The sequence below is a fragment of the Streptomyces sp. NPDC048734 genome, assembly GCF_043198675.1.
GTDB lineage: Bacteria > Actinomycetota > Actinomycetes > Streptomycetales > Streptomycetaceae > Streptomyces.
In genome coordinates, this window is record NZ_JBICUZ010000009.1 from 140,437 (window position 1) to 160,386 (window position 19,950).

Annotated in this window: 16 protein-coding genes; 12 read left to right on the forward strand and 4 right to left on the reverse strand. The window is 74.1% G+C overall.

The genetic code is table 11. The features are described from left to right. Positions 1 to 13 precede the first annotated feature (13 nt). From ACGFQC_RS23730 to ACGFQC_RS23760, 7 genes are read left to right on the forward strand one after another with little or no spacing between them, the layout of a single operon-like run. Complete coding sequence (locus tag ACGFQC_RS23730; protein ID WP_363089461.1) at positions 14 to 1,579, forward strand: ABC transporter substrate-binding protein; 1,566 nt, start codon at positions 14 to 16, stop codon at positions 1,577 to 1,579. After that, positions 1,576 to 2,547, forward strand: a complete 972-nt coding sequence (locus ACGFQC_RS23735; protein ID WP_363089460.1) for an ABC transporter permease — start codon at positions 1,576 to 1,578, stop codon at positions 2,545 to 2,547. Before ACGFQC_RS23730 ends, ACGFQC_RS23735 begins: the two co-directional genes overlap by 4 nt. Continuing rightward, entirely contained in the window at positions 2,544 to 3,365 is an 822-nt protein-coding gene (locus tag ACGFQC_RS23740) for an ABC transporter permease subunit (RefSeq protein ID WP_363089459.1), read from the forward strand. The genes ACGFQC_RS23735 and ACGFQC_RS23740 overlap by 4 nt, the downstream gene beginning before the upstream one ends. Beyond that, positions 3,362 to 4,978, forward strand: a complete 1,617-nt coding sequence (locus ACGFQC_RS23745) for an ATP-binding cassette domain-containing protein (RefSeq protein WP_363089458.1) — start codon at positions 3,362 to 3,364, stop codon at positions 4,976 to 4,978. Before ACGFQC_RS23740 ends, ACGFQC_RS23745 begins: the two co-directional genes overlap by 4 nt. Further along, a complete protein-coding gene (locus tag ACGFQC_RS23750) occupies positions 4,956 to 6,341 on the forward strand; it encodes a class I SAM-dependent methyltransferase (protein WP_363089457.1) in 1,386 nt (461 codons plus the stop codon). The genes ACGFQC_RS23745 and ACGFQC_RS23750 overlap by 23 nt, the downstream gene beginning before the upstream one ends. Further along, positions 6,338 to 7,759 carry a class I SAM-dependent methyltransferase gene (locus ACGFQC_RS23755; RefSeq protein ID WP_363089456.1) on the forward strand — a complete coding sequence of 474 codons (1,422 nt, stop codon included), beginning with the start codon at positions 6,338 to 6,340 and terminating at the stop codon, positions 7,757 to 7,759. Before ACGFQC_RS23750 ends, ACGFQC_RS23755 begins: the two co-directional genes overlap by 4 nt. Then, positions 7,756 to 9,771: a condensation domain-containing protein gene (locus ACGFQC_RS23760; protein WP_363089455.1), complete on the forward strand. Its 2,016-nt coding sequence runs from the start codon at positions 7,756 to 7,758 to the stop codon at positions 9,769 to 9,771. Before ACGFQC_RS23755 ends, ACGFQC_RS23760 begins: the two co-directional genes overlap by 4 nt. 44 nt (positions 9,772 to 9,815) lie before the next feature. On the opposite strand, the gene ACGFQC_RS23765 is transcribed toward ACGFQC_RS23760, so the two are convergent. Further along, the gene (locus tag ACGFQC_RS23765; RefSeq protein WP_363089454.1) at positions 9,816 to 10,739 is read right to left on the reverse strand and encodes an NAD(P)/FAD-dependent oxidoreductase; all 924 of its coding nucleotides are present in this window, start codon (positions 10,737 to 10,739) and stop codon (positions 9,816 to 9,818) included. A gap of 94 nt (positions 10,740 to 10,833) precedes the next feature. Between ACGFQC_RS23765 and ACGFQC_RS23770 the strand changes: the two genes are divergently transcribed. Continuing rightward, complete coding sequence (locus ACGFQC_RS23770; protein ID WP_363089453.1) at positions 10,834 to 11,922, forward strand: saccharopine dehydrogenase NADP-binding domain-containing protein; 1,089 nt, start codon at positions 10,834 to 10,836, stop codon at positions 11,920 to 11,922. A 473-nt stretch (positions 11,923 to 12,395) separates the two neighbouring features. Here the strand turns inward: ACGFQC_RS23770 and ACGFQC_RS23775 are convergent, their stop codons facing one another. Further along, positions 12,396 to 13,028: a hypothetical protein gene (locus ACGFQC_RS23775; protein WP_363089452.1), complete on the reverse strand. Its 633-nt coding sequence runs from the start codon at positions 13,026 to 13,028 to the stop codon at positions 12,396 to 12,398. 241 nt (positions 13,029 to 13,269) lie between these two features. On the opposite strand from ACGFQC_RS23775, the gene ACGFQC_RS23780 reads away from it, so the two are divergent. The 3 genes from ACGFQC_RS23780 to uppS all read left to right on the forward strand — a co-directional run bounded on the left by ACGFQC_RS23780 (position 13,270) and on the right by uppS (position 16,620). Further along, a complete protein-coding gene (locus ACGFQC_RS23780) occupies positions 13,270 to 13,878 on the forward strand; it encodes an ABC transporter ATP-binding protein (RefSeq protein WP_363089451.1) in 609 nt (202 codons plus the stop codon). Then, positions 13,875 to 14,744 carry an ABC transporter permease gene (locus ACGFQC_RS23785; protein WP_363089450.1) on the forward strand — a complete coding sequence of 290 codons (870 nt, stop codon included), beginning with the start codon at positions 13,875 to 13,877 and terminating at the stop codon, positions 14,742 to 14,744. Before ACGFQC_RS23780 ends, ACGFQC_RS23785 begins: the two co-directional genes overlap by 4 nt. Positions 14,745 to 14,937: 193 nt before the next feature. Continuing rightward, complete coding sequence (gene uppS / locus ACGFQC_RS23790; protein WP_393288612.1) at positions 14,938 to 16,620, forward strand: polyprenyl diphosphate synthase; 1,683 nt, start codon at positions 14,938 to 14,940, stop codon at positions 16,618 to 16,620. A 156-nt stretch (positions 16,621 to 16,776) separates the two neighbouring features. Here the strand turns inward: uppS and ACGFQC_RS23795 are convergent, their stop codons facing one another. Then, a complete protein-coding gene (locus ACGFQC_RS23795; protein ID WP_393288614.1) occupies positions 16,777 to 17,553 on the reverse strand; it encodes a glycoside hydrolase family 6 protein in 777 nt (258 codons plus the stop codon). Between the two features lie 134 nt (positions 17,554 to 17,687). Then, positions 17,688 to 18,653, reverse strand: a complete 966-nt coding sequence (locus ACGFQC_RS23800) for a glycoside hydrolase family 6 protein (RefSeq protein ID WP_363089448.1) — start codon at positions 18,651 to 18,653, stop codon at positions 17,688 to 17,690. 212 nt (positions 18,654 to 18,865) lie between these two features. Here ACGFQC_RS23800 and ACGFQC_RS23805 point away from each other — a divergent pair, with 212 nt between their 5' ends. Continuing rightward, positions 18,866 to 19,879 carry a LacI family DNA-binding transcriptional regulator gene (locus ACGFQC_RS23805; RefSeq protein WP_363089447.1) on the forward strand — a complete coding sequence of 338 codons (1,014 nt, stop codon included), beginning with the start codon at positions 18,866 to 18,868 and terminating at the stop codon, positions 19,877 to 19,879. Positions 19,880 to 19,950 lie beyond the last annotated feature (71 nt).

A 19,950-nucleotide genomic window follows, 5' to 3' on the forward strand; every position in this document is an offset into this window, starting at 1 on the left:
GCGGAAAGCAACCATGCACCAGCACCCCTCACCCCGCAGCCACCTGTCCCGCAGATCCGCCCTCACCGCCCTCGCGGCGGTAGGCGCCCTGCTGCTGAGCGCCTGCTCCGGCACACCCGCCGCCGACACCCCGGCCTCCCGCACCGGCGCGCCCGTCGACGGCGGCACCCTGCGGTACGCCGTCGCCGGATCCCCGGCCACCGCCAGTGACGACCCGCACGGCGGTCTCGGCAACGAGTCCGACGTCCTGCGCTTCGCCCTGACGTACGACGTCCTGACCGTCCCCGGCGAGGACGGGAAGACCCGGCCGCGGCTCGCCACGTCGTGGAAGCCCAACGCCGCCATGGACCGCTGGACCCTCACCCTGCGCGAGGACGCCCGCTTCACCGACGGCGAGCCGGTGCGCGCCGCCGACGTGCTGTACTCCCTGCGGCGCATCGGCGGCAAGGCCGCCGAGAACTACGGCCGGCTCGCCGACTTCGACCTGGCGAAGTCCACCGCCCCCGACGAGCACACCGTCGTCCTGGCCACCCGCGCCCCGATGGCCGACGCGCCCCGGGCCCTGGAATCCGTCACCTTCGTCGTCCCGGAGGGCACCGAGGACTTCTCCCGTCCCGTCACCGGCTCGGGTCCGTACCAGGTGCAGCGGACCAGCGCCCAGACCACCGTCCTCACCCGCAACGACACGTGGTGGGGAGAGCGCCCGCACCTGGACCGGATCGAGATCCAGGCCGTCGCCGACCCGCAGGCACGGGCCGGTGCCGTCGCCTCCGGGCAGGCCGACGTCGCCGGCAGCGTCAGCCCCGCCGCGGTCAAGAGCGCGGGATCCTCGGCGAAGACCCAGGTCGTCCGGCGCGACGGAGTCACCGAGTACCCGTTCGTCATGCGCCTGGACACCGAGCCGTTCGACGACCCCCGGGTCCGCGAGGCGTTCCGCCTCGCCGCCGACCGCAAGGCCCTGGTCGACACCGTGTTCCTCGGCTACGGCAAGGTCGCCAACGACCTCCCCACCCCCTACGACCCCTCCGCCCCCGACGACCTGCCGCAGCGCGCCCACGACGTGAAGAAGGCCAGGAAGCTGCTGGCCGAGGCGGGCCACGCCGACGGACTGTCCGTCACCCTGCACACCACCACGTCCTACCCCGGCATGGACACCGCGGCCACCCTCTACGCCCAGCAGCTCTCCGACATCGGGGTCGACGCCGAGGTGAAGGTCGAGCCGGCGGACACCTACTGGACCGCCGTCTACGCCAAGAAGGCGTTCTACACCGGCTACTACGGCGGCATCTCCTTCCCCGACCTCGTCCGCGTCGGACTGCTGTCCGACTCACCGACCAACGAGACCGCCTGGCGCAGCAAGAGCTTCGACGACGGCTTCGCCCGCGCCATGTCGACCGCCGACGAGGCGCGGCGCGAGGAGCTGCTCTCCGGCATCCAGCGCGAGCTGTGGGAGGACGGCGGCTACGTCGTCTGGGGCACCGGGGACGGCCTGGACCTCGCCGCGCCGGGCGTGCGCGGGCTGCCCGACGGGCCCGGATTCCAGCGCATGTTCATCGACCAGGTGTGGATGGCCAAGTGACCCCGCGCACTGCCGGCCGCGCCCTGCGCCCGGCCGGCCGGGCCGCGGTCCTGGCCGTCGCCGCCACGGCCGTGGTCTTCACGGCCACCGAACTGCTCCCCGGTGACGCCGGGGAGCTGAGGACGGCGGGACGGGTCTCCGACGAGGACGTCGCGGCGGAGCGGGAGCGTCTCGGGCTGGACCGGCCGGCCGTGGTGCGCTACCTCGACTGGCTGTACGCCCTGGCCCGGGGGGACCTGGGACACTCGCTGGCGGGCGGCAGGCCGGTGGCGACGCTGTTCGCCGAGCGGCTGCCCGCCACCGCCGTCCTGGTCGCGGCGGCGCTGGCGGTCACCGTGCTGCTCACCGCGACGGCCCTGACCGTGGCGTACCTGCGCGGCGGCCGGGGCGGCTCGGCCGCCACCGGACTGGCCGCCGTGCCGCAGCCGGTCCACGCGGCGGTGCTCGGCGCGGTCCTGGCCGGGCTGCTGGGCTGGCTGCCCCCCGTGTCCCTGCTGCCGCCCGGCGGCTCGCCCCTGGCGGACCCCCGGCTCCTGGTACTGCCCGCGCTCACCCTGGCGCTGCCCTCGGCCGCGTTCGCCACCGTCCTGCTGCGCGGGGCGCTGGCCGATGTCCTGCGCCGCCCGCACGTGGCCGACGCGCGGCTGCGCGGCCTGCCCGCCCCGCTCGTGCTGCACCGGCACGTCCTGCCCTTCCTGTACGCGCCGGCGCTCCAGGTGACGGCCCTGCTGGCCGGTGGTCTCGTGGCGGGAACCGCCCTGGCGGAGACCCTCTTCGGCTATCCGGGCACCGGGCAGCTGCTGGTGTCCGCCGTCGCGGTGCGGGACGTCCCCGTCATCCAGGCCGCGGCCCTCCTCCCGGCCGTCGTCCTGCTGCTGGGCATGCTCCTGGCCGACCTGGCCGCCCGCCGCACCACGGTGCCGGGGGACCGCGGCCCGTCGGCGGCGACGGCGGGGAGGACCGCATGACCGGAGTGCCTGTGCCGTTCCTCCCCGGAGCCGTCCGCCCCCCGGTGTCCGTGACCGCGGCCCTCGCCCTGCTGGTGTGCGTGCCGCTCGGCCGGTACGCCGCCCCGCACCCCCCGGAGCGAACGGTCGCCGCCCCCTGGGCGCCGCCCGGCGGACGGCATCCGCTGGGCACCGACGTCCTGGGGCGCGACGTGCTGTCCCGGGTCCTGGCCGGGGGCACCCACCTCCTGACCGTGTCCCTGCTCGCCGCGCTCGCCGCCGTCGTCTGCGGCGCCGGCCTCGGCCTGGCCGCGGGGTGGTCGGGCGACCGCGGCGCCCGCACCGTACGGGCCCTGTGCGACCTGCTGCTGGCCGTTCCCGCCCTGGTCCTGGCGCTGGTGCTGGCCACCGCGCTGCCGGGGGCGACGGCGGTCGTCGTGGCATCGGTACTCGCCGGAGCCCCGCTGACCGCGCGGGTCGTCGCCACGCAGTGCGCGCAGCTGCGCGACAGCGGGCACGTGCACGCCGCCGTCGAGCGCGGCGAACGCACGCCCGCCGTGCTGCTCCACGAGGTGCTGCCCGCCCTGCGCCGCCTCGTCGCCGCCGACGCCGGGCTCCGGCTCGTCACGGCGCTGCAGATCGCCGCGGCCCTCGCCGTGCTCGGTCTGGGGCCCCAGCCACCGGACCCCGACTGGGCCCTGATGCTCAGCGAGAACCTGCCCGGCGCCGCACTCAACCCCTGGGCGCTGCTTGCGCCGGCGATCCCCCTGGCGGGCTGCGCCTGGGTGTTCGCCGCGGCGGCCCGGACGGCCGCCCGTGCCCCGGGGGAGGCGACATGACGGTCCGCGCCCACGAAGGGCTCGTTCCCCCCGGCGCCGCGCTGCTGGCGGCCGAGGGACTGACCGTCCGCCGTGCCCTCGACGGAGCCACCGTCCTGCCGCCGGTCGACGTCCGCGTCGACCCGGGGCAGGTGCTGGCCGTCACCGGTGCGTCCGGTGCCGGTAAGTCCACGCTGCTGCGCGCCCTGCTCGACGTCCTCCCGGACGGACTGCACCGCGCGGCGGGCACCGTGCGCTGGCGCGGTGCGGCCGTGCCGCCCGGCCGGACGGCCCGACGGTGGCGGCGTGCCCGGTGCGGCTGGCTGGCGCAGGACCCCGGCGCGGCCCTCCATCCGCTGTGGCGCGTGGACCGGCTGATCGGCGAGGAGTTCACCGGTGACGCCGCCGCCCGCGCCCGGCGGGTCGAGGCCCTGATGCGCCGGCTGGGCCTTCCGTCCGGCCTCGCCTCCCGGCGGGCGGGGGAACTCTCCGGCGGACAGGCCCAGCGGGTCGCCCTGGCAAGGGCCCTGTGCGCCGATCCGGAGCTGCTCGTCCTGGACGAGCCGACCTCGGCACTGGACCGCGCGACGGCCGACCTGGTGGCCGAAGAGGTGCGGTCCCGCCGTGGGACACCCGGCCGGTGCGTCGTCCTGGTCACGCACGACGCCCGGCTGGCCGCGGAACTGGCCGACCGGACACTGGTGCTCGCCGGCGACGCGCACCCGGCCGCCGGTACGGACGCCACCGCGCGGCACACGTCACGTGCGACCGCCGCCGTGCGCGGACGGATGACACGCGCCCCGTGGCAGGAACCGCTCCGCCCGACCGCCGATCCCACGTCACCACGGGCCGGACGTCCGACCCGCACGGCGGCGGACCCCGCCCCGCCCCCGGCGCCCGTGCTGTCGGCGCGGGGCCTGACCCTGCGGACCCCGGACGGCACACCGCTGCTCGACGCCGGCGACCTGGACCTGCCGGCGGGCGGCTGGCTGGCCGTCACGGGACGGTCGGGCGGCGGAAAGACGACCCTGCTGCACGCCCTCGCGGGCCGTCGCCCGCCGACCGCCGGACAACTCCTGCTGCACGGAAGCCCGTTGCCCGCCGGGACCCGCTCGCGCGACCGGTGGATGCTGCGCGCCGTCCAACTGGCAGGACAGGACACGGTGGCGGAACTCAACCCGGCGCACACCGTCGGCCGGGCGGTGGCCCGGCCGCTGAAGGTGTTCCACGGCACGACCGCGGCGGCCGGGCGTGAACGCGTACGGGAACTCCTCGATGCCGTGGGACTTCCCGTCGAGCTGGCCGGCCGCAGACCGGCGGCGCTCTCCGGCGGCCAGCGCCGCCGGGTGGTCCTCGCCCGGGCGCTCGCCGCCGAGCCCGACGTGCTGCTGCTGGACGAGCCCACCGCGGGTCTGGACCCGGACTCGGCACGACTCGTCCTCGACCTGCTGGACCGGCTGCGGGAGAACGGCCCCGCCGTCCTGACCGTCACCCACGACTCCGACACGGCCGCCCGCGCCGACCGCGTCCTGCACCTGACCGGGCGCCGCCTGGTTCCAGGGCCGCACACGGCCCCCGACCACCCCCTCGACGACAGAACGGAGCACTCCGGTGTCCGACCACACGACGGCTGAACACACCGGCCGGATCGCGGACCTGCTGGCCGCCCATCCCTGGGTGGCCCGGGCCCGCCCCGCACCCGACGGCGGCGGCGTCAGGGTCGTCCCGCACCCGGACGCCGTGACCGCGGCACCCGAGCCGGGCCCCCTGATGCGCGAGCACCTCGAACAGTGGGCCGAGGTCTACGAGTGGACGTACGAGACGGCCGAGGGCCGGCACGCCGACGACCTCGACCTGTCCGGGTGGCGGGCCTCCGACACCGGGGCACCGCTGCCCGAGGCCCACATGCGGGACTGGGTGGACCGCACCGTGGACCTCGTCCTGGCCCAGCGCCCGACGAGACTCCTGGAACTCGGCTGCGGCACCGGCCTGCTCGCCCACCGCCTGCACCCGCACCTGGACGGGTACGCCGGCACCGACGTCGCCCAGGTCGCGGTGGACCGTCTCGCCACCGCCGGCCTGCCCCGCACCGCGTTCGTCCGGGCCGCCGCCCACGAGACGGCCGCGCCCCGGGTACGGGACGCCATGGACGTCGCTTTCGGCCCCGGCGCGCGCCCCGACTGCGTGCTGCTCAACTCGGTCACCCAGTGCTTCCCCGACCTGGCCTACCTGACCACCGTCCTGCACGGGGCGCTGTCGGCGGTCGAGGACGGCGGCACCGTGATCGTGGGGGACGTCCGGCACTCCGGCCTGCTGCTCGACCACTTCGGACGGATGGAACGGGCCCGCGACCCCGAGGCGGACGACACGACGATCGCCGCGAGGGCCGCGGCCGCCGCCGAGACGGACGAGGAACTGTCCTTCACCCCGGCGGCCGTCGCCGCGGCGGTCGCGGACCGGCCCCGTCCGGTCCGCATGAGCGTGCACGCCCGCACCATGGCCGAGGACACCGAACTCACCCGCTACCGCTACGACATCGTCCTGCGCGTCGGCCCGCACACGGGCGGACCGGGGACCCGGCACGTGCGCCGGACGCCCTGGGACGGACACCGGGGGAGCGATGTCCGGCAAGCGCTGCGCGACGCGCTCGCCGACGGTCCCGTCGTCGTCCACGGCATCCCCAACGCCCTGCTCCACGACGCCCCCGGGGCGGTGACCCCGTACGCCCTGCGCGAGGCGCTGCGGGGGGCGGACGCCGCCGTACTGCTCGACGCCGCCGACCCGCGCGCGCTGGCCGTGGCGGCTCCCGCCGACTGCGCGCCCGCCGCGGCCGAGGACCTGCCGGAGCCCTGCGGCCCGGTCGCCCACGAGCCGTTCCCCCTGTTCGTACGGCGCCGTCTGCCCGAGGTGCTGCGCGACCACCTGCGCCGGGCCGAGCCGGACACCGTGCCACCGGCGATCACCGTGGTGGACGTCGTCGAGGACGGCCACGCGTGAACGGCGCACTCACCGACGAGACCCTCACCGGGCTGCCCGGCGTGACGGACTGGCAGCTGGTGCGCGGCAGTGGGCAGGACACCCTGCTGGTGACGGGTCCGCCTCCGGCGGCGCGGCCGTCATCCAGTGCGGACCGGGACGACGCCCGCGCCGCCGGCCGGGCCGCGGACACCGGTGACGCCGCCGTCCGCGGTACCGACCCGGCCGTTCTCCCGGCACTGATGCGGCAGCTCGACGAGACGGCGCTGCTGACGACGGCCCGGGTACTGGACCGGACCCGTCTGTTCCGCGACGGCGGACGGCCCCGCACCGACGAGATCCTCGAAACCCTGGCGGTCGCACCCCGGCACGCGTGGATCGTACGGCGCTGGCTGCGCACCCTGACCGCGGAGGGCCGGCTCCACCTGGACGCGGCGACGGGCCGCCACCACTCCCTCGCGGTGCCGGACCGCCGCGACCACGCCCGGGCGCTGCGCGAGCTGGACGGCGCCTGCGCGGGCCTGGGCTACCCGGCGTCCATGACCCGCTTCTTCCGGGCCGCGGCCGAACGGCTCCCGCTGCTGCTCCAGGACCGCACGTCCCTTCAGGAGGTCCTCTTCCCCGACGGGGAGACGGGCACCGCGCAGGGCAACTACCGCGACAGCGTCCCCAGCCGCTGGGCCAACCACGCCGCCGCGTCCCTGATCGCCGACGAGGCCCGCCGCCGGACGACGCCGGCTCCCCTGCGCGTCCTCGAAGCGGGCGCCGGCGTGGGCGGCACCACCGGCACCGTCCTGGAGGCGCTCGGCGACACGCCCGTCGACTACCTGTTCACGGACGTCTCCCCGTTCTTCCTGCGAACGGCCAGGGACGTCTTCGGCGACCGCCCCGGCCTGCGGCACGCCCTGTTCGACATCCAGGCCGACCCGCTCGACCAGGGCCTGGAGCCGGGCTCCCGGGACGTCGTCCTGGCGGCGAACGTCCTGCACAACGCACGGCACGCCGGACGCTGTCTGGCGGCCCTGCGGGAACTGCTGGCGCCCGGCGGGCTGCTGGTCCTGGTGGAGTCGTGCCGGGAGCACTACCAGGCGCTCACCTCCATGTACCTGCTGATGTCGCCCGCGCCCGGCGAACAGGAGTGGTTCACGGACCTGCGGACCGGCCAGGACCGGGTCTTCCTCACCGCCGGGGAATGGGCACGGCAACTGGACGCGGCGGGCTTCGACCCGCTGCCCGTCCTGCCGCACGAGGAGCACCCCCTCGCCGCGGCGGGCCAGCGCGTCGTCGCCGGCCGTGTCAGGTCACACGGCGCCCGCCCGGACCCCGGCCGCGTCCGTGCCGCGCTCGCCGACCGCCTGCCCCCCGCCCTGCCCCTCCCACGGATCCACGCCGTGGACGACGTCATCCGCCCCGCCAATTCGACTGGAGCCCCCTGTTGACCCCCGCATCCGCACCCGAGCACACCGCCGAGCAGACCTCGGCCGACCTGGTCGACGCCGTCCGCGCCGTGTGGGCCGACGCCCTGGAGACCGACCTGGCCGCCGTACCGGCGGACGCCAGCTTCCTGAGCCTGGGCGGCGACTCCGTCCTGGCCGTCCGCATGGCCGCGATGCTCCGCAAGAGGCTGGGCACCCCGCTGGCGCTGGCGGACGTCCGCGTCGAACAGAGCGCCGCGCAGCTCGCCGCCCTCGTCCACGAACGCAGCACCGGATCGGGAACGGGCGCCCTGCGCCCGCTGCCCCTGGACCTGCGCCGGCGCGAGGACCCGGACGCGCCGTTCCCGCTCCTGCCGCTCCAGCAGGGCTACTTCGTGGGCCAGCAGGACGCCTGGGAGCTGTCCTACCGCTCCGCGCACCACTACGTGGACATCGGGCTGGAGGACATCGACGCCGACGAGGCCCCCGAGGCGCTGCAGGACGCCCTGGAGCGCCTGGCCGAGCACCAGGCCGTCCTGCGGGCACGCATCCTGCCCGACGGCCGGCAGCGCATCCTGCCCCTGGACGACCCGGAGGCGGTACCGCAGCTCCAGGTCACCGACCTGCGCGACGCCGACGAGGAGACGGCCGCGGCCCGGCTCGCGCGGATACGCCACGAGATGAGCACCGAGGGCCCCGACCCGTCCCGGGGCTGCGGTCTGGACATGCGCCTGACGCTGATGCCCGGCGACCGCGCCCGGCTGCACTCCTCGACCAGCCTGCTGATCATTGACGGATGGTCCTCCGGCGTCTTCTACCGCGACCTGTTCGCCCTGGTCTCCGACTACAACGCCGTCCTCGCGCCCCTGGACATCGACTACGGCGACTACGTGACGACCCTGCGGGACCTGCCCGGCACCGAGGCGTGGCAGCAGGACCGCGACTGGTGGTGGGACCGCCTCGACGGCTTCCCGCTGCCGCCGGCCCTGCCGCTGGTGGCCGACCCCGCCGAGGTGCGCCCCACCCTGATGGGCACCCGGCAGGCGGTGCTCGACCCGCAGCGCTGGTCAAAGCTGCGACGGCTGTGCACCGAGCACGGGGTGACCCCGTCCGCGGCGATGTTCGCCGCCTTCGCCGCCGCCGTCGCCCGGGCCTGCGGCCACCGCCGCTTCCTGCTCAACACCCTCCAGCTGAACCGGCTCCCGCTGCACCCCGACGTGTCCCGCCTGGTGGGAGCCTTCTCCTCGACCATGCTCCTGCCGGTCGAGCTGCCGGCGGCCCCCGTCTTCGCCGACCTCGCCGGCCGCGCCCAGCAGGACATCGGTGACGCGCTCGCCCACAACCTGATCACCGGCGTGGAGGTCTCCCGCGAACTGGGCCGCCGCCGGGGCACCCACCGCCCGGTGGCACCCGTCGTCTTCCAGTCCACCCTGGGCGTGGACGCGGCGCTGGGCAGCGAGGTGCCGCAGGAGGCCGGGCCGCTGGGCGCGATCGACCTGCTGAGCCACCACCAGCAGCTGCGGACGCCCCAGGTGGCTCTGGAGGTACGGCTGTTCGAGCTGCGCGGGGAACTGGTGGTCGTCTTCTCGCTGGTGGAGGAGCTGTTCGCGGGAGCGGACGTCGACCGGATGTTCGCCGACCTCATGACGACCGTGGAATCGCTGGTCGAACCGGACGGCTGGGCCGCCGTGGTCGAACTGCCCGACGCGGTCGACGGCGAGCAGGCCGGGCCGGCCCGGCAGGCACCCGGCCGGCGCCTGTCCGTACCCGCGGCGGCGGTCGGCGGAGCGGAGCCGGGACCGCCCCGGGACGACGTGGAACGAGCCGTCGCGGCGCACTGGCACAAGCTGCTGGACTGCCCGGTCGAGGAGCGCACCGCCGACTTCTTCGCGCTCGGCGGTGACTCGCTGCTCGCGGTGCGGATGCTCGGGTCGCTCGCGCGGGAGGGACTGGGGCGGGTGACGCCCCGCCGCTTCCTCCGGCAGCCCACGGTGGCTGGACTCGCCGCCGCTCTCCGCGAACCGGACGACCGCTGAGAAGGGTGCGGCGGGGGTGGAACCGCCCCCGCCGCACCTCGGTCTCAGCCGCCCAGGCCGGCGTCCTCGCGGAAGAGCTCCTGGTCGAGCCAGACCGCGGCACGGGCCCCGTCGGCGGCACCGGTGATCACGAAGGTGAGGGCGTCGGGCAGGGCCTCCAGCCGGGCGGTGTCACCGGCCGCGTAGACACCGGGCACGGAGGTGCGCTGGAACTCGTCCACCCGCACGCAGCCGTCCGGGAGGACCGCGCATCCCAACCGCTCGGCCAGCGGCGAGTGCTGACGGGTGGGCGCCCGGTGGTAGACGCCCTGCCGCTCGAGCACCCGCCCGTCGGCGAGGACCAGGCGGACGGCGCCCTCCTCGCCCTCGAGGCGGGTCACGGCCGTCTCCTCCACGGCGATCCCGGCCTCGGCGAGACGGCCCGCTGCCTGCTCGGGCACCGGGTGACCGTTGGTGCACACGATCACGTCCTCGCTGAACCGGTCGGCCACGTAGAGGGCCTGCATGACCTGCGGCAGTTCGTGCCCCAGGACGGCCAGGCTCATCCCGCTGGTCTCCCAGCCGTGGCAGAACGGACAGTGGTACACCCCTCGGCCGAACAGCGCGGACAGGCCCTCCACCTGCTCGTCGAGCACGTCGACCTGCCCCGTGGCGAGGACCAGCTTCCGGGTCCGCTCCACGGTGCCGTCGGCCAGCGTCAGGGCGAACCCCCGCGGCTCGGGCGCGGCGGCGGTGACGGTCGCCTCGCGTACGGCCACGTTCGGGTAGGCGGTGAGCTGCTCCCGGCCTATGCGGCGCAGCTCGGCGGGCGGAAAGCCGTCCCGGCTGAGGAACATGTGCATCTGTGCCGCGGGCGCGTTGCGCGGGCGGCCCGAGTCCAGCAGGAGGACCCGCCTGCGCTGACGCCCGGACACCAGCGCCGCGTTGAGGCCGGCGGGCCCGCCGCCCACCACGATCACGTCGTACATCGTCGTCACTTCTTCCGTAACCCGTCGAATAATGGCTACGATAATAATTATCATTTTCATCAACCGAGTCAGTGGGAAAACAGGAGGAACACCGGTGCAACACCTGGCGGCCGTCGGCGTCCTGGGCGGTTACGGAGCAGTCGGCAGCGCGGTCGTACGGCGGCTCCACCGCGCGGGGGTCCACCCGCTGCTGGTGGCCGGCCGCGATCAGGGCCGGGCACAAGCGCTGGTCGCCGGCCTCCCGGAGGCGGGCCCGGACGTGGGCGCCCTGACGGTGGACCTGACCGACCCCGACTCGCTGGATCGCTTCACGCGGGGTTGCCGACTCGTCGTCAACTGCGCGGGACCTTCGTACCGCGTCCTCGACACGGTCGCCCGGGCCGCGCTGCGAGGCGGCGCGGACTACGTCGACGCGGCCGGTGACGACCCGGTCCACAACCTGCTGTCCGCCGACGGGGGCGCCGGGCGATGGGTGACGGCCGGACGCGCGGCCGTACTGTCCGCCGGCGCGCTGCCGGGCCTGTCCTCGCTGCTGCCCCGCGCACTGGCCGCACGCGCCACCGGTCCCCTCGCACTGGACGCCTACGTCGGCGGCGTCGCGCCGCTCACCCCGGCCGCCGCCGGCGACGTGCTGCTCGGCCGCGGACCCGAGCACGGCACACCGGCGGCCGCCTGGTACGAGGGCCGGGTACGGGAGCGAGCGCTGGCCCCCCGCCGAGGGATGCGGCTCGACGCCTTCCCCGCACCCGTCGACGCCTTCCCCTTCCTGTCCACCGAGGCCGTCCGGCTGGCCCGCGCCACGGACATCGGCCGGGTGCGCTGGTACACCGTCTTCGGCGGCGGGCGCCTGGCCGAGGAACTGGCCATGGCATGGGCACTGGACAGCACGGAGACCGCCGACCTGGTGGCGGCGGCCGACGAGGACGTGCGGCGCCACGGGGCCTGGTACGGACAGGAGTTCCACCTCTGGGACGGGGCGACGGACGGCCCGCCCACCGCGAGGCTCGTCCTGCGCGCCCCGGACTCCTACGAGCTGAGCGGGTTCCTCGCCGCCACCGCCGCTCTCCGGGTGCTCGACGGGACGATCGCTCCCGGTGTGCACTTCGCCGCGGACGTGCTCGACCCCGCGCGGGTCACCGAGGAGCTGGCGGCCGATGACGCGGCGGAGCTCAAGGTGCTGTGAGCACCCGTCGGTGCGCCCCGGACCCCCGGAGGGGTTGGGGCGCGCCGACGACCGAAGGGCTCGTCGGATCACTCGTGCACCCGGCCCGTCACCGGGCGGCCCGAGAGCCGTCGGCGGGGTGTTCGGCGGTCGACCGGCCCGGGGCGGCAGCCGGCGCACACGTCCGTGAGTTCGAAGGTGTGGCCCACCACGTGGGACCCGATGTCACGCGCGATCCTCGCCACCCACTGTTCGACCTCTTCGGAGTCCACCGCCAGGCTGAATCCGCACTCCCGGCGGACGAGGCAGTGACGGCGGCCGTCGTCCGGCCCGGGCCGGCAGGCCCGCAGGAGGGGCGGACGCTGCGCTCGGCGGCCCGGTGCCCGGGTCGGCGCGGCGCCGTGGCCCCGAGGACCTTCGCGCGCCGGCGGCATCGGGCCGGGAGCGGCGGGGCCGGGCCGTGCGGGTACGGGGCGCGTGTTCCGTGATGGTCGTCAGTACGCTCCGAATGACCAGAAGACGCCCACCTCTTCGTCGTTCACCGCGACCACGCCCAGGTCCTCGAACATGTCGAGGCCGGCGGTGTACCCGCGGGTGTGGAAGCAGTGGGAGGCGGTGCCCCGGAGGCCGGATGTGAGGAAGTCCGGTGCCGGATCGCAGGCGGCGGCCGTCGCGTTGGTCCAGTAGCGGGCACCGGGCCCGTACCGGTCGAGCGGCAACCGGGCTTCCGTCAGCAGGGCGTCCCGGTTGGGGCGGGAGCGGACGGGGGCAGGCTCCCCTTGCCGTTCCTCTTGCCGTTCCTCTTGCCGTTCCTCCGCCGCGACGGCCAGCGCGGCGACCGCCGCCTCTGCCTCCAGGGGGTACGGACGGGCGGGCAACTCCGCCGGGTCCGGGCGCAGGTCCGGGGCGAGCGGGGGGAATGGCTGTGCCGGTCCGTCACCGCGGACGCGCTCGCCCGGCTCGGCCGGTGCATCAAGCCGGTGCATCAAGGAGGCGGTGCCGCTCGCGCTGTTCAGCGGGCCGGCGGGCCCGTTGGCAGGGGCACCCGCGCGCCGGTCGCCGGTCAGGACAGTGACGCGGACGGGTTCGTCCAGAAGCCGACCGTAGGCATGGCCGTCCGAAGCCATGCCTTGACGGCTTGCGTCTCGGTGTGGGTGAACCGGTGATGGGTGGCGGGTCAGGGACCCGACTCGGGGACGGCTCACACGGCCCCGGCACCGTCACCGTCACCTTCGGCCCTTTGACGCCGCGAGCCCCGCCGCGACTGGCGACCACGTCCGTGGCATGGGATCCCGTGTCCGTTGGACGTCTTGATCGTTGGACCGTTCGGTCACGACCGGTTCAGGTCCAACCAGGGGGGAGATGGGTGTGGAGGTCAGGGACGTCCATCACGCCTACCGTCGGCGCACCGTTCTGCGGGGTGTTGACCTGCGGCTTCGGGCCGGGACACTGTGCGGGATCGTGGGAGAGAACGGCGCCGGCAAGTCCACGCTGCTGAAAATCCTTTCCGGTGAGTTGCGGCCCACGCGCGGCACGGTCCGTCACCAAGGCCGGTTCGGCTACTGCCCGCAGCACGTGGTCCTCAATGACGCTCTGACCGTCCGGCAGCACCTGACGTTCTTCCAGACGGCTTACGGCCTCGCCGATGTGCGATACGCCGAGGAGGTCATGGACGTGCTGGGCTTCACCGGATATGCCGATGAGCGGGCCGGGGTGCTCAGCGGCGGCACGCGGCAGAAACTGAACATGACCCTGGCGCTCATGCACGATCCGCGGGTGCTCTTGCTGGACGAGCCCTACCAGGGCTTCGACTGGGACACCTACCAGCGGTTCTGGGATCTTGCCGTGCGGCTGCGGGACGCGGGACGCTCGGTCCTGGTCGTCTCTCACCTGGCGTACGACACCGAACGCCTGGACGAGTTGTGGCGCCTGGACAGCGGACGGCTCCGCCCGGACAAGGCGGGGGCCGCCGCGTGAGGTTCCACCCGACTCGCTTCGCCGTCGCCACCCGGTTCACACTCATCGAGCACGGCCGCAACCGCTTCGCCATGATCCTGGTGGGCCTGTTCGTCCCCGTGTGGACGACCCTGGCGTTTGTGGCGATGCCTGACACCCCGGCCCGGATGCGGCTTCGGGCCACCGGGGAGGCGCTCGCCCCGCACGGCAATGAACTGACCGCGATCAGCGGTGCGCTCAACGCCGTCACCCTGATCACCGGTTTCATGATGTTCGCCGCCACGTTCTCCGGCAGCGGTTTCGACCGCCGGCTGGCCATGGCCGGCTACTCCCGCACCCACCTGGTCCTGGCCAAGGTCACCGCCCTGGCTCTGGTCTCGGCGGCGGTCGCCGCCTACGCCACTGCCGTCACCTGCACGGCCTGGACACCCCGCCAGCCCCTCCTGCTCGCCGCTGCGCTGTTCTGCGCCGGACTCACCTACGGTGCGCTCGGCGTCGGCTTCGGCTCCCTGCTGGGCCGGGAAGTCGAGGGGATGTTCGCCATCGTGATGACCAGCATCATCGACCTCGCGCTGCAGAACCCCGTCATGAGTTCCGGGGCCGACAACCCGGTCGTGCGCTACCTGCCGTCCTACGGGGCCATGCAGGCCGGCACGGCGGCCGGATTCTCCACCAGACCGGTACCCGACTGTCTGGCCATCCAGCTCACCTGGTTCGCGACAGCCTCCCTGGTCGCCCTGACGGGCTTCCGTCGCAGCACCCGCAGCTCCCTGCAGCCGACCGCCCCGACCCCGCTGCCCGGGCCAGGAAGCGACAGGATCGGCCTTCCCGCGCCGCGCCGAACTGCCACGCCATCGCCCGCGGTGTCCGACACGGAAGCACACTGAGGTCCCGGTCCCACACATGCGCGCCACACCACAGCCCACGACGGCAGACCTCGATGCGGCCACGCGAGCACGGCGGGGGCGACCCACCGCCCGGTCGTTCACCGGTCAAGACCCATTCCTGCGGGCCGCGTACCGGCTGTGCCGGCGCACCACACGAGCGCACGACCCCGGGATCCACGCCCTCATCCAGCTGATGCCGGCCGTGCTGCGCCCGGCCTGCCGGGCACTGTGGGCGGCCGCGAGCGTCCTGGACGACCTGGCCGACCGGAGGGATGTGGAACCGGCCGAGCGTGAGGCCCGCGTCGAGGCATGGACACAGGCCCTGCAACGCGACCTGGCGGCTGGCGCCAGCACGGATCCGGTCCGGCACGCCCTGGTGGACACCGCCCTGCGATGGCGTCTGGACCTGTCCAGCCTGCAAGGCGCCATGACCAGCACGCGGAACGATGCCCGCGGCCGGTACTTCGCCGACTGGGCCGAGTGGCAGGCGCGGTGCAACGAGGAGTTGGTTCCCTGGGTCGACCAGGTACGGCAGCTGTTCGAGCAGGTCGGCGCGCCGATGACGCTACGGCTGGACCGGCGCAAGGACTACGAGCAGTTCATCGACGGCTCCCAGCTCACCGACGTCCTCACCGACCTGAGCGCCGACCTCGCCCAGGGCCTCCTGCTCCTGCCCGCGGAGGCCCTGGAAGCCTTCCCGGGCGCCGAAGACGACCTGCGGCAGGGCCGCTGGAGCCCGGCCGCAGCGGCGCTGATCAGCGACCTGACAGCTCTGGCTCGCCAATGGGTCACCAGGCCTGCGATGACGAGAGGAATGCACCCGGGTGCGGCCACCGTGCTCAACACCGCGGCATGCCTGATGCGCGCCCAACTCGACGCCGTCGAAGCCGCCGGCTCCACCCTGCTCAAACGCGCCCCACGCCCCTCCCTCGCGGCTCGCACCCGCATCCTCGCCCCCGCCCGCCTCCGCTCGGCCATGGCCTGGAGCCTGACCCCCCTGACCGTGCCGGGGCCCCGACCACCCGCGGTGGCCGCGAGCGTTCCGCGCCCGGCGGCCGACAACACCGGATTGCGGCCCCCGCCACCACACCCCGACGACGCCCGGCCCCCGCAGATCGCTGCCGACCGGATGCCTTCCCACGTGGCGGTCATCATGGACGGAAACGGCCGCTGGGCCGAGCAGCGCGGCCTGCCCCGCCCGGAAGGCCACCGCGCCGGCACCGCCGCCGTCCGCGAGATGGTTTACGGCGCACTGGAGATCGGCCTGCGCCATCTGACCCTCTACGCGTTCTCCACCGAGAACTGGAAACGCGATACCGAGGAAGTCAGCACCATCCTGGAAGCGATTCGGCGCGACCTGGACGAGGGCCCCCTCCGTGACCTCGACGTACGCCAGCGCTGGTCCGGCCGCCCCGACGAACTGCCCGAAGAACTCGTCCAGGCCCTCCTGCGTGAGGAGCGCCGCACCCGCGGCCGCACCGGACTGACCCTCACCGTGTGCATCAACTACGGCGGCCGCGACGAGATCACCCGGACCGCAGCAGCCCTCGTCCAGGCAGCCCAAGCAGGCGACGTCGACCCTCACCTCATCGGTGAGGACGACTTCACCCGCCATCTGCCCCACCCCGACATGCCGGACGTCGACCTGCTGTGGCGCACCGGAGACGAACAGCGCACCTCCAACTTCCTCCCCTGGCACGCCACCTACGCCGAGCTCCACTTCACCCCCGGCTACTGGCCCGACGTCGACCGGCGTGACCTGTGGCAGGCCATCACCGAGTACGGCCGACGCCAACGCCGCCACGGCGCCGTCCCCCTCGTCTCCCCCCGCCGACCACCGGCCACCGGTCACATCCGCGCCGACTTCAGCGGCTGACCATTCCATGCTCCCCGCCGCCCGGGGGGCAGGTTTGCAAACGTCGCCGGCGAAGCGGCAACACACGACAACCGTCCGCGGAAACGGTACGCGCAGCGGTGGCGCACATCGCGGGCCCCGGCCGTGGTCGAGGCTTCGCGCAGCCAGAGGGTCGGGTCACCGCCGGGACGCGGCCGTGGAGCTCCGAGCGCGACGAGCCGGGCGGCGGCGTACCCTGCGACCAGCACGGTCGCTTCGTGGCGGACGGCGAACGTGTCGTGCCTCGTGGTGACGGCCCGGTGGCGCTCGAGGCGGTTGACCCCACATTCGGCCGCGTGCCGCTGCTTGTAGCCGTGCTTGTCGAACGTCGGCGGTCGCCCGCCACGCGATCCGTGCTTGAGCCGGTTGCGGACCCGGTCCGCCGGGACCGGGATCGCGGCCTTGATCCTGCGTCCGCGCAGGTAGGAGCGGTGACTGCGAGAGTCGTACGCCTTCTCGGCCCGCACCCGGGCTGTTTTCGATGCCGGAGGCGAAGGGCGTCGATCCACTGCCGTAGGCGGCGGAGGACGCGGCTCCGCCGCTGGGGTACTGCGTGCGGTCCCGGCCCGGGACGTCGTAGACGACCAGGACGGGCGCCCGGTTGACGGCCGGGACCCGATGGACGAGCCCGCTCACCTTGGAGCGCACCTCGCTGGGCGTGCCCTCGGTGAGCCACTTGGCCTGCGGCCAGCTCGCGAGCTTGGTCATGTCCACGGCATCGTCGATGTCGCCGTTGCCGAAGTCCGTGAGCGTCTGCTTCGCGGCCTTGCTGTGCGGGTCCACGTAGAACTTCGTGGCCGGAGTGATCACGTCCTGTGCGGATGCGGCCTGCGCCTGCGTCGTGATGAGAGCGGCGCGGGCGGTGAGGGCCGCGGCGACGGCGGCCGCGCGGTGCCGTGGGCTGCGTGGATTCATGGCTGCTTCCTGGTCGATGAGCCGGTCGGGGGAGGGAGGCACCCGCTGCCCGCTGCCCGCTGCCCGCTGCCCGCCGCCCGCTGTCCGCCGCCCGGCGGACTGCCGATCGCCCGGGCGGCGGAGGGAGTCCCGGATCAGTAGCCGTAGATCATCTTGTAGGCGACCTCGGGGAGGAACTGCCCGGCCGTGGAGCCGGATCCGACGCCGCAGTTGCCGTCCGACTCGCCCGGGGTTTTGATCCACAGGAGCATCTCGGCTCCTCCGCCCATCCGGGTGGGCGTGCCGAGGCGGCGGCCCGAGGGGTTGCACCACTGTCCGTCGGAGCCGTTGCCGTTGCGGCTGGTGTCCACGACGAACGGCTTGGTGTAGCCGTAGCGGGCGCTGAGTTCGCTGTTGACGGCGTTGCCGTAGGCGGTGTTCTCCGCAGTGGTGAAGTAGTTGGAGACGTTGAGCGAGAAGCCGTGGGCTTGACGGATGCCGGCTTCGTGGAGTCGCCGGGCCATGGTCGCCGCGTCGACCCATCGCGGGTTGCCGGCGTCCATGTAGACCCAGGTGTTGGGGGCCTGGCGGTTGAACTGGGCGATGGCGCCGGTGAGCATGCCCTCGCGTTCGTCGATCTGCGCCTGGGTCATGCAGCCGTAGTCCCCGAGGGAGTCCGGTTCGAGGATGACGACGGCAGGACGGTTGCCGATCCCGCCGGCGAACTGCGCGATCCAGTCGGCGTAGGCGGACGGCGAAGCGGCTCCGCCGGCGGAGTGCCCGCCGCAGTAGTCGCGGTTGTAGACGTTGTAGGCGACGAGGAGGGGCAGCTTGTCCCGTTGGTCCGCCGCCCCGACATAGGCACCCGTGGCGGTACCGATGGTGCCGCTCCAGGAGCCGAACCAACGGGCCATCGGCGTGTTGGCGATGGAGGCGTTGATCGCGGCCGCCCGGCCGTCGCCAGGGTTGGCGGCCACCCACCTCTTCGCACTGGAGTCGGGGTCCGCGTAGAACCCACTGGTCATGGTCGTCGGGTCGGCCGCGTGGGCGGACGGTGCGGCGGCGAACGCCAGCGGCAGAGCACAGAGCCCTGCCACCAGTGCGCGGAGTCCATGGCGCATGACAGTACCTCGGTTTCTGACGGAGACACAGGGGCTGGGAGCGCTCCCACCGGAAGCGGTCCCAATCGTGGAACTGGCTGATGGGACTGTCAATAGTCGGCACGGGATTCGACGTTGACCGACAATGTGCAGACACCAGGGCCGGGGTGACTGGAAGCGCTTCCAGTATGTGCGCCGTGCAGGGCTCCCTGCCTGTGGAAGACTCACGGCTCATGGCAGAAGATGCGCCGCGTCGGCAACCGACGCTCGACGAGGTCGCCGAACGCGCCGGTGTCTCCCGCTCCGTGGCCTCCCGCGCCCTCAACAACGCTCCGCACGTCAGCCGCGCCAAGCGCGAGGCGGTCGAACGGGCCGTCCGGCAACTTGGGTACGTGCGTAATTCGACCGCGCGCGCTCTGGCCACACGGCAGACGGGAGCGGCCGCCCTGGTCGTCTCGGGAGAGGACCCGTCGATCTTCGCCGATCCGTTCTTCGCCCAGGTGATCGTGGGGGCGTGGGCCGCCCTGGAGGAGGCCGACTTGCATCTGATGCTGTGCCTGGCCGCTTCCGACCGGGGCCGCAAGCGGGTCGAGGAGCTCCTTCGGTCCCAGGGTGCGGACGGAGTCATGCTGATGGCGCTGCGCGAGGACGATCCGCTGGCCCGTATGGCCGACGAGGCGCAGGTGCCCGTCGTGTTCGGTGGCCGTCCGGTCGGTTCGACCCCCCGGTGGTACGTGGACGTCGACAACGTCGGCGGAGCGCGTGAGGCGACCGAGTACCTCATCTCGCGCGGCCGGAGGCGCGTGGCCGCGATCTGCGGGCGTCTGGACACCGAGGCCGGGCGTGCCCGGTACCGCGGCTACCGGGACGCCATGCTGGGCGCCGGTCTCGATCCGTTCCCTCCCAGGGGAGGCGACTTCACCGAGCCCAGCGGGGCCGGCGCCATGGCCGCACTGCTGGCGGACCACCCCGACGTGGACGGGGTGGTCTCCGCCAACGACAACATGGCGGCGGGAGTGCTGCGCACGTTGCGGGAGGCCGGCCGACGAGTTCCCGCCGACGTCGCCGTGGTCGGCTTCGACGACCTGACGGTCGCCCGGATCGCCGACCCGCCGCTCACCACCGTTCATCAGCCCATAGAGGCCTTGGGGCGGGAGATGGCACGCATGCTCGTCGCGCTCCTCAACGGGCAGGACCCCACTCCGCTGATCCTTCCGACCCGCTTGGTCGTCCGCTCCAGCGCCTGACCGTGACCGGACGCAGCTGCCGACGCGGTGACCGACCCACTGTCCGGGTGAGGAGGCCGAGCCGCCACGGA

Excerpts from the sequence above, each read along its gene's own strand:
- ACGFQC_RS23805 (WP_363089447.1), top strand. The coding sequence starts at position 18,866 with ATGGCAGAAGATGCGCCGCGTCGGCAACCGACGCTCGACGAGGTCGCC.
- ACGFQC_RS23800 (WP_363089448.1), bottom strand. The coding sequence starts at position 18,653 with ATGCGCCATGGACTCCGCGCACTGGTGGCAGGGCTCTGTGCTCTGCCG.
- ACGFQC_RS23795 (WP_393288614.1), bottom strand. The coding sequence starts at position 17,553 with ATGAATCCACGCAGCCCACGGCACCGCGCGGCCGCCGTCGCCGCGGCC.
- ACGFQC_RS23740 (WP_363089459.1), top strand. The coding sequence starts at position 2,544 with ATGACCGGAGTGCCTGTGCCGTTCCTCCCCGGAGCCGTCCGCCCCCCG.
- uppS (WP_393288612.1), top strand. The coding sequence starts at position 14,938 with ATGCCGGCCGTGCTGCGCCCGGCCTGCCGGGCACTGTGGGCGGCCGCG.
- ACGFQC_RS23765 (WP_363089454.1), bottom strand. The coding sequence starts at position 10,739 with ATGTACGACGTGATCGTGGTGGGCGGCGGGCCCGCCGGCCTCAACGCG.
- ACGFQC_RS23730 (WP_363089461.1), top strand. The coding sequence starts at position 14 with ATGCACCAGCACCCCTCACCCCGCAGCCACCTGTCCCGCAGATCCGCC.
- ACGFQC_RS23745 (WP_363089458.1), top strand. The coding sequence starts at position 3,362 with ATGACGGTCCGCGCCCACGAAGGGCTCGTTCCCCCCGGCGCCGCGCTG.
- ACGFQC_RS23775 (WP_363089452.1), bottom strand. The coding sequence starts at position 13,028 with ATGGCTTCGGACGGCCATGCCTACGGTCGGCTTCTGGACGAACCCGTC.